At 34.1% G+C, this 15,438-nt stretch carries 9 protein-coding genes and 2 pseudogenes; 5 read left to right on the plus strand and 6 right to left on the minus strand.

Features of this window, described 5'->3' with window-relative positions:
* Positions 1 to 507: 507 nt before the first annotated feature.
* The 5 genes from TERY_RS15765 to TERY_RS15785 form a co-directional block, all read right to left on the minus strand.
* Positions 508 to 1,002, minus strand: coding sequence for a hypothetical protein (locus tag TERY_RS15765; RefSeq protein ID WP_011612745.1), 495 nt, complete (start codon positions 1,000 to 1,002; stop codon positions 508 to 510).
* Between the two features lie 304 nt (positions 1,003 to 1,306).
* Positions 1,307 to 2,542: an LL-diaminopimelate aminotransferase gene (locus TERY_RS15770; protein ID WP_011612746.1), complete on the minus strand. Its 1,236-nt coding sequence runs from the start codon at positions 2,540 to 2,542 to the stop codon at positions 1,307 to 1,309.
* Between the two features lie 53 nt (positions 2,543 to 2,595).
* Positions 2,596 to 3,729 carry a metallophosphoesterase gene (locus TERY_RS15775; protein ID WP_011612747.1) on the minus strand — a complete coding sequence of 378 codons (1,134 nt, stop codon included), beginning with the start codon at positions 3,727 to 3,729 and terminating at the stop codon, positions 2,596 to 2,598.
* A gap of 585 nt (positions 3,730 to 4,314) precedes the next feature.
* Entirely contained in the window at positions 4,315 to 4,674 is a 360-nt protein-coding gene (locus TERY_RS15780) for a hypothetical protein (RefSeq protein WP_011612748.1), read from the minus strand.
* An 817-nt stretch (positions 4,675 to 5,491) separates the two neighbouring features.
* The gene (locus tag TERY_RS15785; RefSeq protein ID WP_011612749.1) at positions 5,492 to 7,546 is read right to left on the minus strand and encodes an ABC1 kinase family protein; all 2,055 of its coding nucleotides are present in this window, start codon (positions 7,544 to 7,546) and stop codon (positions 5,492 to 5,494) included.
* Positions 7,547 to 8,326: 780 nt separating this feature from the next.
* On the opposite strand from TERY_RS15785, the gene TERY_RS15790 reads away from it, so the two are divergent.
* The 5 genes and pseudogenes from TERY_RS15790 (at position 8,327) to TERY_RS15800 (ending at position 12,372) form a co-directional block, all read left to right on the plus strand.
* Positions 8,327 to 9,058 (plus strand): Stp1/IreP family PP2C-type Ser/Thr phosphatase, encoded by a 732-nt coding sequence (locus TERY_RS15790; RefSeq protein ID WP_011612750.1) that lies wholly within the window; start codon positions 8,327 to 8,329, stop codon positions 9,056 to 9,058.
* Positions 9,055 to 10,305: an anhydro-N-acetylmuramic acid kinase gene (locus TERY_RS15795; protein ID WP_011612751.1), complete on the plus strand. Its 1,251-nt coding sequence runs from the start codon at positions 9,055 to 9,057 to the stop codon at positions 10,303 to 10,305. The genes TERY_RS15790 and TERY_RS15795 overlap by 4 nt, the downstream gene beginning before the upstream one ends.
* 296 nt (positions 10,306 to 10,601) lie before the next feature.
* A pseudogene (locus tag TERY_RS37165) lies at positions 10,602 to 10,880 on the plus strand (IS630 transposase-related protein).
* Between the two features lie 320 nt (positions 10,881 to 11,200).
* Positions 11,201 to 11,341 carry a transposase gene (locus tag TERY_RS37170; protein ID WP_370495619.1) on the plus strand — a complete coding sequence of 47 codons (141 nt, stop codon included), beginning with the start codon at positions 11,201 to 11,203 and terminating at the stop codon, positions 11,339 to 11,341.
* A 341-nt stretch (positions 11,342 to 11,682) separates the two neighbouring features.
* A pseudogene (locus TERY_RS15800) lies at positions 11,683 to 12,372 on the plus strand (IS1 family transposase).
* 215 nt (positions 12,373 to 12,587) lie between these two features.
* Here TERY_RS15800 and TERY_RS15805 read toward each other — a convergent pair.
* The gene (locus tag TERY_RS15805) at positions 12,588 to 15,161 is read right to left on the minus strand and encodes an endonuclease MutS2 (protein WP_011612752.1); all 2,574 of its coding nucleotides are present in this window, start codon (positions 15,159 to 15,161) and stop codon (positions 12,588 to 12,590) included.
* Positions 15,162 to 15,438 lie beyond the last annotated feature (277 nt).

The following is a 15,438-nucleotide window of genomic DNA, read 5'->3' on the forward strand; positions in this document are numbered from 1 at the left end:
CACAGTATTTAGGTATAGAAAGCTCTCTAGATATAAGGAATTATGACAATAAAACTTTTCCTCTACAATACATAACAAGTTATAAAAATTATAAATGAGCTAACACTAAAAAAACATCATTTTGTGTGAATAATCTAGGTTTTAATTTATATTCTAAAGGTCATCAAATAGCAGGTCATAGCTGTCTTCGTAATAAACCTGAAGGTACATATCTTGTTATATTTAAGCCAGTTTTTTCTATTAAAAATTTGTGTCACTAATAAGGTTGTTAATTTATCTTCTAGAAATTATCAAAAAACAGAAACCATAATTTGTCCTGGTGATAATGTAAATAAAAAATCTGCCTTATATGAAGTGACGGACTTTGTTCAATTTGAGCAAGTTTATCCTTAGAAGGATAAAATAGTTTTTCACTAGATTTAGTTATGGTAGACAAATTTTTACGAACCTATATCAACAGCAAAATTTCTGATATTTGCCTACCCTAATTATTACTTTAATATCTAATTACAAACACTTAATTGAACTAACCATTTCCACAAAAATTCTAATAATCTTTCTCGAATTTTTAATATAGTAATTCTCTGCATCAATAAACACTACATTCTTTTCCAATTTCAAAAATTTCCAAACATAACCAGTAGTCACTACACCATAAATAAAAGAAACATCTTTACCATCTTGTTTATTATATATTTCTACAGCAACCATTTCTGCAATACATTTTCCTAAAACACTAACAATATTTTCACTTTTAGCTTCTACAAGAACAACTACAGGAGTATCTAAATATAATTGTTTCGGAGATTGACTAATAATAAAATCACAAAATTCATTCAACCCTTTATCCTTATCAACTGAGAAATCTATACCAGAGAAAAAACTGATTTGAAGTTGTCTTTTAATCTCCAACAAAATATTAATAATTATTAATTCGGAACTAGCTTTTTCCGTAGCGATCGCTAAAGCAATAGGTACATTTTTCTTTAACGTCTCATCCAAAAGATACTAATTTATACAGGTTCAACCTGAGAAAATAAATCTTCTGTTTCTATAATCTTTAAATTCAACTCAGTTTTGACTTTTATATGACATTTTACCTATTCCTGATTTCCTAAATCAGAATTTTTTTATTAATTATCAATAATTTTATCTCGTAAATTCTACTCTTAATTACCCATAAAATTTCCTGTAAAAAAAATGCTGATTTATAACATTATAAGAAACCGGGTTTATGACTATAATTACTCTTAGAAAATTTCTTCGTTCAACCCGGTTTCTCTGTAAGTTAAGAGCGATAGCTTGTCTAAACTTTAAATTTCTCAGTTATCCGTTTCATCGCTTCATTAACATTTTCCCGACTATTAAAACTAGAAATGCGGAAGTAACCTTCACCTGCAGCACCAAAGCCGGAACCGGGAGTTCCCACAACATTACAATTTTGCAACAGCTTATCGAAAAAATCCCAACTCGACAAACCTGTAGGAGTCTGCACCCAAACATAAGGCGCATTTACCCCACCATAAACAGTTAAACCTGCTGCTTGTAACTGAGAGCAGATAATTTTCGCATTCTCTAAATAAAATTGGATCAACCCCTTAACCTGTGCTTTCCCTTCTTCGGAGTAAACTGCCTCTGCACCTCGCTGCACAATATAAGAAACTCCATTAAATTTAGTAGACTGGCGACGGTTCCACAATTTCCATAATTCTACATCGCTACCATCAGCAGCTTTCCCTTTCAGAGTTTTGGGTACGACAGTCAACGCACAACGAGTACCTGTAAAACCAGCATTCTTGGAAAAGGAGCGAAATTCAATGGCACATTCTTTTGCTCCTTCTATCTCATAAATAGAATGAGGAAGACTGGCATCGGTAATAAATGCTTCGTAAGCAGCATCGAATAAAATAATGGCATCATTCGCTCTAGCATAATTTACCCATGTTTGCAAATATTCTTTAGTGGCAGTCGCACCAGTAGGGTTATTGGGAAAACACAAATAAATCAAATCTACCTTTTGAGTAGGAATTTCCGCAGTAAAATTATTTTCCGCTCTTATTGGTAAATAAACTAAACCCTCATACTCCCCTTTCTCATTTACAGCACCAGTGTTACCCGCCATTACATTCGTATCTACATACACTGGGTATACTGGATCAGTCACCGCAATAGTATTATTATTACCAATAATATCTAGAATATTACCACTATCACACTTAGATCCATCAGAAATGAAAATTTCCGAGGCATCAATATCACATCCTCGCCCCTGAAAATCTTGAGCAGCAATTTTTTCGCGCAACCAAGCATAACCTTGCTCTGGGCCATAACCCTTAAAAGTTGAGCGATCGCCCATTTCTGCTACAGCTTTAGTCATAGCCTGAATACAAGCTTTTGGCAATGGCTCAGTTACATCCCCAATACCCAATTTAATGATCTGGGCTTCCGGGTGTGCTTCAGCAAATGTATTAACTCGTCTAGCTATTTCTGGAAATAAGTATCCGGCTTTAAGTTTGAGGTAGTTATCGTTAATTGTTGCCATGGTAGATTAATAAAAGTCACCTGTAACAGTATCTCAAATTATCCTAACCTTTGTTAATTAGGCAACATTACTTTTGGTTCTCGTAAAACCCAACCATTCAAACCAGTAATTTTTTCTGGTAATTCTTGCAGATGAACAACTCTCATCGTTTTCAGATCATAAGTAGTATAAAAACTCTGATTTAGTTCTAGGTTAATATCCAAAACAGTCAAAGTATTTCTAGGGGGTAAATTACTATTAAGTAAAACACGAGGTCCGCTACCTAAAGCACCAGTATGTAGCAATTTTAAATTACCCTTATAACCAGGAAAATAAGCATGATGATGACCGCTAATATATAGATGTACATTATATTTTTCTAACAGGTTTTGTAACTTCTCAGTTTCAGTCAAAACATCACCAAACTTATTTTTACCAACTGCCACAGCATAGAGAGGTAAATGTCCCATGACAATTCTCATCTTTGCTGTTTGTGCTTGACTACTTGCCAGACTTTTTTTTACCCATTCTAATTGTTTAGTAGGAATATCAAATGTAGAAGCATCCCAAATTAAATAGAAAATTTCTTGATGAATAAAACTGTAATAAAAAGGAAATCCATCTGCTTCTAAAAAATTTATGTTTAAATCATTTTTATGTTTTATCCAATAAATTTGTGCTTGTATACGTTCTTTTTCATACATATATCCATCCCCAGATTTTTTAAAATAACCAGAAGCATCATGGTTACCCATAGTCATACAAAAAGGTTGTTTAGCTTGACGTAATGGTTTCGCAATATAGCGATCAAAAGCTGACCACATATCTTCAATATTTTCTTCAGTAAGTGATAGTTTTTGTCCGGCAATCATATCACCTGCGCAAAGTAATAAATCTGGCTGCAATTCAGGAATTAGAGTCATAGTTTTTTCAACTTGTATTTGGTAAGTTGTAGAGCCATAACTACTGTTTAAATCGCTAATAACTACTAGTCGAACTTCTCCTCGCTTAGGGGCAAATATTCCTTTAGTAGCTGGTGCTGAAGGAGTAGGAATTTCTGAGGAATAAACAGGGGCATTTGCAGTAGTTTTAGAATTAACCTTTTTAAGCTTTGTAGTTGGAGTTTGCTGTAAATTATTGTAGGAATAAAAAGCTAATCCTAATCCGCTACTGAGAGAAATTAGGAAGTAACGACGGTTGAATTTCATTTTTTTTTATTCAAAATTAATTGGCTTAATTGTTACCTATCAATTCATAGTCTCAAAACTTTTACCGTACAGGAATTTCAAGAAAATATATCAAATCCTATAATCTCAGTCTCAAAAATGACAAACTCAGAAATGGGATTAGCCAACTTAATAAAAAACATAGAAAAACAAATCAATGGTTACTATAAATAATAGAATAGCCATAGTGCTAGGTAGAAAATTCACAAAAGAGTCAGATTAGCTAAAGTTCCTATAATTATTTATGCCAATATTTACCTATAAAAAGAAGTATTTTTTATGTTAAAATAATCTAACAAAACAACCATTTAAAAATCATCTTTCATTAATCAAATAAAATCAAGTAATACTTATTTATAGGAGAGTTGGTAATTACTTTTAAAAAATTTATATAGTTAAGCAATTTCTTTGGCTACTTTAATAGTTAATTTAATGGTTAATTTAGTTGCACCAAAGTTAGTTTTCATCATCATTAACTTGTTTTTTAGTTCAGTATTAACGGTTTTAGGAACTAGAGAATTAGGATAGGAAACACAAAAATTATACCTATACTTCAGCAACTCCAATTTAATGACTTTTTTTTCTGTTTATTTCAAACAATACTCCGATAAATGAGCCAAATATACCTCCAAATATAGCTCCCCAAAGAGGAATAAATAACGGACTTAAACAAATATAAACTTCCTCTAAGCCATCATCACAATTGAGAGGTTGAATTTTTTCACGAGCTACAATAAAAAAAATAACTGTCATTAAAAGTGAAGTGAAAGTAGCTACATTAAATACTCTCATTGTACACCTAGATTTGGTAATTAAGCCAGTAATTGCACCAACTACTCCTCCAGTAGTACCTCCAATAATAACACCTAAACAAGCACAAAAAACTGAAATAAACCATACAAAAATTACGGGAAGGATACTACTCATAAAATTATCCTGATCTTTTTTACTAGATATTAATGGGGAGATTGGGGAATAGAGAAATTCATTAAGGGTGAGGTAAAATGAGCTGCGAGCAAGATGCTTGAACTACAAAGGTTTTGCATTTTTATTTTATATACTAAATATACTAAAAACTGACTATTACCATGGAACCGAACTACAGGTAAAGATATAAAGTTTCCTGAAAAACTAATAATCAGAGCAATAAATTTTGTTTCTTAGTTTGGGTATATAAATCCTGAGGGTATCGTATTAAAAATATTTATTATTTTAACATAATAACCCTCTATACCTTAATAGAATTTAAATATGATTCCAATTCCCAAAAATAACCCAAAAACTTGCTCAAAACTTGATTTATTAATCAGTAAGTAAGTAAGGGCAATTTTTTTAGGTATTTGACGCCAATAGCTAAAATATCTTATGTCAATTCCTATACATTAATCCTATACTTTAGGTACCACTTGAGTTATTAAATGATTAACATAAGCAGAATAACTTTATTGTACGGTAAACTCTCTCAAATTATATTAATTTTTAAATATTCTACGGACATTTCATGAAGCTTTCATAATCTGGAGAGATCTAGTTTAAGAATAGGTAATCTCCTAAAGATATAGGTTGAAAAGTCTTTGCTCAATAATATTATTTTTTAACTATACTGTCTATTTCTTACTCCTGACTATCAATAAAATATAATAATACTTTTGATGTTTGTGATATTTCCATAAAAAAATTAGTTGCTAGTGGAAAAATTTGTTACTAACAACCAACTATTAACTATTAACAAATCAATATCAACCTAGGGTAAAAAAGCAGGTAAAGAAAGTTGAGGTTTAGTTTTTGATTGATGACTATTACCATCAGTATCAGGATGCTCCGGAGATAATAATAATTGACGAATCAAACGAGCAAGCGCCCGTTGAGTTAAACCACCTGCTACTTGTTGCCCCATCCTTTGCATCTCTGGTTTACCTAATATATTTGGTATCAACTGTACTAACTCCATAGCATCAAAACCAGGAGTATCTTGAATAATTTTCCAGATATTTTTAATATGTTCTGTTCTCTTTTCTTCTTGGGGATTTCTAGATGTAGCAATTGAAGTTTTTTCTACTTTTATACCTAACCACTTACTTACCTTAGTTCTGGCGTTAATCAATGTATTTATTGATGCCAAATCCAGACCATTTATGAGCTCGTTAACTAAATGAACTCGAATAAAATCTCCCCGTTCAGATAATAAGAAATCTAGAGCTTGATCTAACACTTTGCTAATCTCATAATCATCACTATTACTAGCATTTTTTAAAAGATTTTCTAACCTATTCCAACGAAAATTGCCATCTTTAAAAAGTAAATCTTTTAGAGAATTTCTCAACTCAGGAGAAGTGTCAGTTAATAAACGTTTAGCTACATAAGGATAAGCTTTACTCAATACTTTAAAATTAGGATCGACATTAATAGCAATACCTTCTAAAGTTACCAAAGAGCGAATAATCAAAGCATAATAAGCAGGCACACGGAATGGATACTCATACATTAAAGCCGATAATTGGTCTGTAATACTCTTAAAATTAAGTTCTGCCACACTTGCACCAAGAGCATTGTTGAAAACACCAGTTAATGCTGGAATAATAGGAGTTAAATCTGTTTCTGGAGTTAAAAACTCGAGCTTTACATAATCCTGAGCTAAACCTTCAAAATCACGATTTACCAAGTGTACAATTGCCTCTAATAAACCATATCGCTGATAAGGTTTAACCTCACTCATCATGCCAAAATCTAGGTAAACTAATTTACCATCTGGACTTGCTAATAAATTACCAGGATGAGGATCAGCATGAAAAAAACCATGTTCTAATAGCTGTCTTAAAGAACATTGTACACCAATTTCTATGAGATATTTCGCATCAATATTTTTTTCCTTTATAGCTTCCAAATTAGTTAGCTTAGTACCCGTTATCCACTCCATCGTCAACACACGACGACCTGTATATAGCCAATAAATTTTAGGAATATAAATATCTTTCAGATGACCGTAGAGCTCTTTAAATTTTTCAGCATTTCGACCCTCTTGAGTATAATCCATTTCCTCAAATATTCGAGTCCCAAATTCATCCATTATAGCTACTAAGTCACTACGGAGTCGCTGAATATTTTTATTTGCCCAAATAGCTAATGTTCTTAATATATAAATGTCTAAAGCAATGCTTTCTGCTAAACCAGGACGCTGTACTTTTACTGCTACTATTTCACCTGTTTTTAATTTGCCTTTATATACTTGTCCAAGGGAAGCAGCAGCTATAGGATCTGGTGTTAATTCTGCGTAAACTTCTTTTGGAGGAAAACCTAATTCTTCTTCTATAAAATGATAGGCTACTTCATTGGGAAAAGCAGGTAATTGGTCTTGTAATTTGGTCAACTCATCCAAATATACTGGAGAAGCTAGATCTGGTCGAGTAGATAGAGCTTGTCCTACTTTAATAAAAGCAGGACCCAGATTTGTTAAAATTCCTCTTAACCAGATTGCCCTTTTTCTTTCATTTTTAGCGGCGTTACCAGTAACTTTGTCCAACCACCAGTTAAAAGCAAATAAGACAAAGGTCCATAATATATCTATTCGTCGTTTCCAGACTTGCAAAGGACGTTTACTGTAAAAGGCTGTAATTACTTCTGGATCATAACGTGGGGTATTTGTATTACTTTCTGCTGTCTGAGTCGAACTTTGAGACTTAAGGGTATCTCTATCTATATTTTTTAGTTGCATTGCCTCAACTTCTAATATGTCTAATTTTTGGCTACTTGAATTGAAGTCTTCTTGGTGAGCTCCAGATGATATTGTTTCTAAATTCATAAAATTTTAGAAAAATTTAACAATGTCATTAAATATTGTAACAACATCCCTACCTTTTCATGGAAGTTAAAAGTTAAAAGTAATACTTTATACCACAAGTCACAAAAAAGAATGTACATCCAATCAATAAGAAAAGCTGATTGATCAAGTAAATATTAAAAAGCTGAATTCCTTTTATACTTATTATTTTACGAGTTATCGTCCAGTTAGACCAAAATTACTCAAAGCGAAGATAGTTATATCTATCCCGATCTCCCTTTTTTTCAACAAGATTTATTCCAACTTCAGTATGACCTGAGTTTGTTATAAATCAATTTCCTACCATTTGTAACAAACATTTAGAACTACTTGGCATGACAGGCTTGAAATTCTGTAAAACAGTATTTCAAATTTAAAAGTAACAGGTAAAATCAAGTTTTTTTTGCCTCAAATTCAATAAGAAATACCAATGATTTTAGATTTTGATTTATTATAAAAAAAACTATTAATGAACTTGATTATCGACTGGCTTATTCTCCTTGTGGGGATATAAATTTCTCGTGTGGGAAATTCGTGGTGTTGCTCCATGATTGAATTATGCTTGCTTGAATACTCATTGAGCATTTCCATAAGGAGACACCATAACTTTTTACTTAGATATACTGGCAGCAGTTAATTAGTTGTTGATTTCATTCTAATGCTATAATTAAAATAAACCATATTAAATAAACATAATATTAATTATAAATGGTGGATAATAAATCTAAAAATTGTACAAAAGTAACTGAATTAAGTTATACTATGAAACGGAAATTCGCAGGTATTACTCATACAGGTAATGTTCGCTCAATTAATCAAGATTCTTACTATATAGATCCTGAAGGAAAATTTTTTATTGTTGCTGATGGTATGGGAGGACACACAGGTGGTCTAGAGGCAAGTACAATTGCTACAGAAGTAATTAAAACTTATCTCGTTAATTCTTGGCAGGATACTATCGAATCAACCTATTTGCTAAAATCTGCCTTTATTAAAGCAAATAAAGCTATTATAGATGACCAGCAAAAATCCCCTGAACTTTCTGATATGGGTACAACAGTAGCAGTAGTTATCTTCCGAGAGGAAAAATATTGGTGCGCAAATATCGGAGACTCTCGTATCTATAGACTTCGAGACAAAACACTAACACAAATTACAGAAGACCAAACCTGGGTAGCTCAGGCAGTGAGGAATAATTTGATAACTCCAGAGCAAGCTAGAACTCATCCTTGGCGTCATGTACTTTCCCAATGTTTGGGTAGGAAAGATATGGGTCAGATAGAACTCTTACCTTTAGATGTTCAGCCGGGCGATCGCCTCTTACTCTGCAGTGACGGACTAACAGAGGAGTTGCCTGATTCTATTATTACTCAATTATTAAGTTCTAATAAAGATAGTCAAACTATCGCTGAAGAATTATTAGATACCGCTAAGGATAAAGGAGGTCGTGATAATATTACAGTGCTAATTGTAATTGTGGAAGTTGAAAAATGACCAAGGTTATTGGTTTGATAAGTGGTACTTCCGTAGATGGTATAGATGCAGCTTTGGTTGATATTACTGGAAGTCAAACAAATTTAACAGTTGAATTACTCACAGCACTTACTTATCCCTACCCAGATAATTTGCGATCGCAAATTCTTGATATTTGTTCCGGTGCATCTATCTCAATAGCTGAGTTAGCTGAACTTAATGATACTATTGCTCAAGAATTTGCGACGGCAGCATTAATAATTAACCAGAAATATGCTGTGAATGCAGAACTAATTGGCTCTCACGGTCAAACTGTGTATCATCGTCCACCATCTCAACAATTAGGCTATAGTCTACAGTTAGGTCGTGGTGAGGTTATTGCTAATTTAACTGGAATTACTACCATTAGTAATTTTCGGGCTGCTGATATTGCAGCCGGAGGTCACGGTGCCCCCTTAGTTCCTTGTGTTGATGTTCATTTACTGGGTCACCCAAAATATACTCGATGTGTACAAAATTTAGGTGGAATTGGTAATGTGACTTATCTAAAAAATCAACCCTTTTGGGGAAGTCAAAATTCAATCCCCCCTTTACCTGTTTATATGGGGAAAGTCAAAAGTAAAAAAAAAGAGGAATTAGTAACAACCTTAGCTGATACTCAAGGAGTTTTAGGTTGGGATACAGGACCGAGTAATACATTATTAGATTTAGCAGTACAACAGCTTTCTCAAGGAAGTAAAACCTACGACAAAAATGGAGAATGGGCAGCTACTGGCAGACCATGCCAAGAGTTAGTAGAAATATGGTTAAAACAAGACTTTTTTCAACAGAAACCCCCAAAGTCTACGGGACGAGAATTATTTGGTAAGGACTATTTATTAAAATGTTTTAGTGATGGGGAAAAATATCATTTAAGTGCTTCTGATATATTAGCAACTCTCACAGAATTAACAGCAGCTTCAATTAATCATAGCTATAGAAATTTCTTACCAAATTTGCCAGACCAAATATTATTATGTGGCGGTGGTAGTCATAATTTATATTTAAAAAAACGGATAGAGAATTTATTAGCACCAATACCGGTAATGACCACTGCTGAAGTAGGTATAGATGTAGATTTTAAAGAAGCGATCGCTTTTGCAATTTTAGCTTATTGGCGTTCCTTAGAAATTCCCTGTAATTTGCCAGAAGTTACAGGAGCAAAATCTCAAGTTATGTTAGGGGAAATTCATCAACCAATTACAAGGAATAAGGGAATAGCAGAATAGGGAAGTAGGGGAAATAGAGAATAGGATTAATCTCTAAGGTTGTCTAATTTAATTAGGGCTAGCTGATTAATTATCAAAGTATTGACAGATAAAAGCTTGACCCTTTGAGACCTGAAAAAAGTTTCAGCTTTTGAGTTACTCAAGTTCAGATCAGTTAGCACTGACCTTAGGCACTCATCATTGTCAACTATAGTCGTTTTAATTAAGATTGAAACAAAAATTGAGTATAATAAAATTAAGTCAACTAGAAACTATTTTGAACTATGCCTTACAGTTTATAATTAAGATAAAAAGTAATAAATTTTGTAGAAAATGGCGGTAAGATTACCGAAGCAGCTCATATATTTGGGATAAGAATAGCTTCGATATATAGATGTTTATCTCGCCCAAAATTGTCAGCAACTAAGGTAAAAAGTCGTCAAAAAAATTAGATGGGAAAGAATTATAAAAAGATGTAAAACAAAATCAATAGTCGATTATTGTCAGACAGAGCTAAAAAAATTGGAGTTAATCAACCAGCTATATTTTATGCTTTTAAAAGAATGGAAATTACTAGAAAAAAAACTTCGTTATAGATAAATAAATAGAGAATAAAGAATAAAATATTATCAGAAACTACGAAATTTTATCAAAAAATTTGGAAGTAAAAGCCTTGTATTTATTGATGAGTAAGGATTTGAAGATAATCAAGACTGTATTTATGCCTGGTCAAAAAAAGGGAAACAAGTTTATGGTGAGCAAGAGAGAAAACGAGGAAAAAGAGAAAATTTAGTAGCCGAGAGAATAAAAAAGGAAAAAGATTTAATGGCACCAATTATATTTAAATGAACCCTAAATGCCGTGGGATTTGAACAATGGTTAGATAAACATTTATTACCATTATTAAAAATTCCCAGTGTACTGCTGCACGGATAATTCACCAATTCATATAAAAAACGTTATTAGAGAATTAGTAGAAGCAGGAGGTCATCAATTACTATTTTTGCCAAAATACTCTCCTCATTTAAATGACATAGAATATGATTTTAGTGCATAAAAAAAAGAATGGAATGTGTTCACCTATCAATACATCTCTCGATAAAATTATTTGTAATTATTGTGCCAGATAGTGTCTTATTCTTATTTAAAAGAACTATAAGACAGGACTTACCCAGGTACGATAGCACTCAGATTGAACTTTTCGTTAAATAATCATAAATTTACCCCATACTTACTTATTAACAAGGTATTAAAACTCAAGTTTAAGTTATTTAACTCAAAGTATAGATGCCATAGTAAATTTATAGCACTACATCCTCACTGGTTAGGACAATAAATTTGGGTGTTGCACAATAGAGAATGATATTCTAGAATTTTATTGAGAGATAAATTGTCCTTATTGTCAAACCCTGTCAAAGCCATAAAGTAGTGAAAAATGGTCATCGTCAGGGAAAACAGAGTTATCTTTGCCGTGAGTGTGGCCCTCAATTTCGAGATAGCCCCTGTCCTGCGGGTTATAGTTCTGATGTTAAAGAGCTTTGTGTAAAAATGTCCCTTAATGGCATGAGATTCGGAGCTATTGAGAGAGTGACTGGTATTTCCCATGATATGATATGGTCCTTAATTAGGTACGACTTGCACACAGCACACAGAGAGTGATGATAACTTAGAAAATCCTGAGACGGCTCAAATTGATGAACTGCAAACTTTTATCGGCTCAAAACAAAAAAAAACAAAAGCCATGGACAGTTGTTAATAGCAAAATGCCAGTAATTTTAAAGTTTGTGATAGGCGATCGCTGGGCCGCTACCTTTACAGTATTATGGCAGATGATTCACGGTTGAGCTTGTTTTCTCGGTTGTTACAGATGGTTACAAAGTGTATCCTTGCTTAATTGATGATTGGGAGCACCTAGTAAGCAAAACAGCAATGACCATTGTAGTTGGAGAAAACTGCCGTCTGAGAGACTATCTAGCTAGGTTACATCGCAAAACTTTGTGCTACTCAAAGTCCATTGATATGTTGTACAGATCAATTCACTTGTTGATCTATTATTTGAAACATCAACAAATTCCTCAATTCTCCTAATCATTCGTCATTGTGCAACGCGACTTTTCTTGTGGGAGAAGTCGCGATCGCAACATTCATGCCACAAAGCAGCAAGAAATACTTGTCTCAATATAAATTAAAACAACTATAATAGCTATTGACATCCTCCTCAGCTGTGCCGGCGCACTTAAACAAGTGAGCCGTAGCACCGATGCAAGTTGACCTTTCACAGGCTGCTGCTACTTTAGTATTACCTACTTCAAATGAGCAATAGTCACCCCACTACCTCCATCATTTCTAGCAGCTAATTCATAACGTTCCACCAACGGATGTTCCTGCAAAAATTCATGGATACCCTGCCTCAACTTACCAGTACCCTTACCATGAATAATCCACAACAAACCATATTCGATCGCTTTCGATAACGCCCTATCAACTTCAAATTGAGCATCCGCAACCCGACTGCCACGAATATCAATACTATTTTGAGAAGTACGAACAGCCAAACCATTAGAACTTACTTTCGGCGGAGTTTCCTTAGACTTACTTTCTACCTTCTTGCTCCTTTGAGACTCCAAATTTTTATTCTTCTTAAAAGACTCAACCCTCTCACCATCAAGAGACTCAACCTCCCTCAAATTAACCGTCATTTTCATCACCCCAAACTTAACAGTCAACTCATCATTTTCATTAGGAGCGCTCAAAACCTCAGCAATTTGACCAATTTTCGGAATTCTAATGCGATCGCCCTCCTTTGGCATAAAACCTGGTTTCTTTGGTGGGGGAGTAGCAGAAGGCAAATATTTCTCAGAAATTTCATTAATAGCATTAGTGGCTTTCTGAGCATTTCTAGCAGTCAGGGGACCCTGTTGCAAATTCCGAATTACCCTTGCTATTTCTGCTTTTGCCTCAGCAATTTTTTCTTGTACTGCCACCTCCTGCGCCAACTTTAATTCCCGTTCCCGTTCCTTGAGAGCAGAAGCTTTTCGGGCAACTTCCTGATGTAAAGACTCAGTTTCCTGTAATAATGCAGACGCTTCCTTAGCCTTAGTTTCCTGCTTTTGTCTTTGCTCCTCCAAACCTGCAATTACTTGATTCACATCCTCAGAACTGTCCCCAACATAATCTTGCGCCCTATCAATAATATCCTGTTTTAAACCCAACCTACCAGCAATAGTCATAGCATTAGACCGCCCAGGAATTCCCCATAGTAAACGATAAGTTGGTTGTAAGGAATTACTATCAAATTCGACTGAAGCATTTTCAAACCGTTCATCTTCATATTTAAGAGCCTTCAACTCTCCAAAGTGAGTAGTTGCCACTGTTAATAGTGCATTATCTGCCAAATATTGCAATAAAGAAATTGCTAAAGCACTACCTTCAGTAGGGTCAGTACCAGCACCAACTTCATCCAACAAAACCAGAGTAGACGATAAATTAGAACTTTCCAGATTTTCATTCCCAGACAAATTATCAATTTCCGAATTATTTTCATTCTCAGAAAAATCATCCGAGTCTATTACCTTTGAGTTTTGAGTTTTAACTTTTAACTTTTGACTTATTATATTTGCCTTACTAACATCTATAGCTTCTAAAATTCTAATAATTCGCCGAATATGACCAGAAAAAGTAGATAAACTTTGCTCCAAAGACTGCTCATCACCAATATCAGCCAATATTTGCTCAAACCAAGGTAACTTTACAGGATCATTAGCAGGAATAAATAATCCCACTTTTGCCATAAGTGCAGCTAATCCCAGAGTTTTCAGAGTCACAGTCTTACCACCAGTATTAGGACCCGTAATTGCTACCACTCTCACTGGAGGTCTAACCTTCACATCAATAGGTACTACCGAATTTTTTTGTTCATACTGCTGTTGCCATACCAGTAAAGGATGTCGTAATTGACCCATAGTCATAGGTTGCTCAGAGTCTAGGTCAGTAAATTGAGGTGGTGTAGCTTCCAACCATAAACTATAACGAGCCCGAGCTGTAGCTAGGTCAATAATAGTAGTAATTGCCAACAGCTGATCTAAATCCTCCTTAACTTCTGCCACCTTCTGAGTTAAAGCTTGCCGAATAGCTTCTTCTTCTCTTTGAGCTTGACGTTGCAGTTGTCGCATTTGATTATTCAGGTTGACAACTGCATTAGGTTCAATGTATAGTGTAGAACCAGTCGTAGACGTATCATGAACAATACCAGGTACAGCATCTTTTTGAGGAGCTTTAACAGGAATTACAAAGCGATCGTCGCGTTGAGTAATAATTGGTTGTTGAATAGCATTAGCTTTCCGTTGTAAAATTCCTCGGAGAATATTGTCAATACGATCGCGTAGGCGGTGTATTTTTTCACGAATTCCTGCCAATTTAGGGCTAGCTCTATCCGTAACATCTCCCCGGTCATCTATACAACGATGAATTTCTTGTTCTAACTCTGGATAAGTCCGCATATCCGCCACCAATTCCGGCAAAACTGACAGCTCATATTCTGACTCATAACTATCAATTGCCCGACGCAACTTACGAACACCTGCCAGAGTTGTAGCAATAGCTAAAAGTTCATATCCAGAAAGTATACCACCTAATTCTGATCTTTTGAGGGAACCACTGATATCTTCAATTCCATCAAAAGACAAGCCCTGCACCAGAAGAGTTTCTAGTTTGTATACTTCCTGAGTTTGAGCTAATAAATGTATTGTCTCCGTCCTTGTTAACGGAATTGATAAATGACTAGCTGTAACTGCACCCAATTTGGTACCTGTAAAAGTGGCCAAATGTTGACACAAGCGAGGCCATTCTAGTAATTCTAACGTCTCAGATTGAATCAAAGCTTATCTATAAAGGATTAATGACTATGAAATATATGATACTACAATTACCAAAATTATGTGTTCAATGATCATTAACTCAATAATCTAATTACACCACTTTTAAGGACATCTAAATACACTTTAATACTAGCTTATATTGCCCTCATTTCCCAAACCTAATTAACTCCAAAACTGCTCTAAGAATCAAACATGTAGCGCCCGTATATTCCCCAGAATAATTGTATCTCAACATTGATCTAAATTTGCTATATTATTCTTTGACCTTGCTGTTAGG

It is taken from the genome of Trichodesmium erythraeum IMS101 (genome assembly GCF_000014265.1).
Taxonomy (GTDB): domain Bacteria; phylum Cyanobacteriota; class Cyanobacteriia; order Cyanobacteriales; family Microcoleaceae; genus Trichodesmium; species Trichodesmium erythraeum.

Excerpts from the sequence above, each read along its gene's own strand:
- TERY_RS15780 (WP_011612748.1), bottom strand. The coding sequence starts at position 4,674 with ATGAGTAGTATCCTTCCCGTAATTTTTGTATGGTTTATTTCAGTTTTT.
- TERY_RS15785 (WP_011612749.1), bottom strand. The coding sequence starts at position 7,546 with ATGAATTTAGAAACAATATCATCTGGAGCTCACCAAGAAGACTTCAAT.
- TERY_RS15775 (WP_011612747.1), bottom strand. The coding sequence starts at position 3,729 with ATGAAATTCAACCGTCGTTACTTCCTAATTTCTCTCAGTAGCGGATTA.
- TERY_RS15770 (WP_011612746.1), bottom strand. The coding sequence starts at position 2,542 with ATGGCAACAATTAACGATAACTACCTCAAACTTAAAGCCGGATACTTA.
- TERY_RS15790 (WP_011612750.1), top strand. The coding sequence starts at position 8,327 with ATGAAACGGAAATTCGCAGGTATTACTCATACAGGTAATGTTCGCTCA.
- TERY_RS15795 (WP_011612751.1), top strand. The coding sequence starts at position 9,055 with ATGACCAAGGTTATTGGTTTGATAAGTGGTACTTCCGTAGATGGTATA.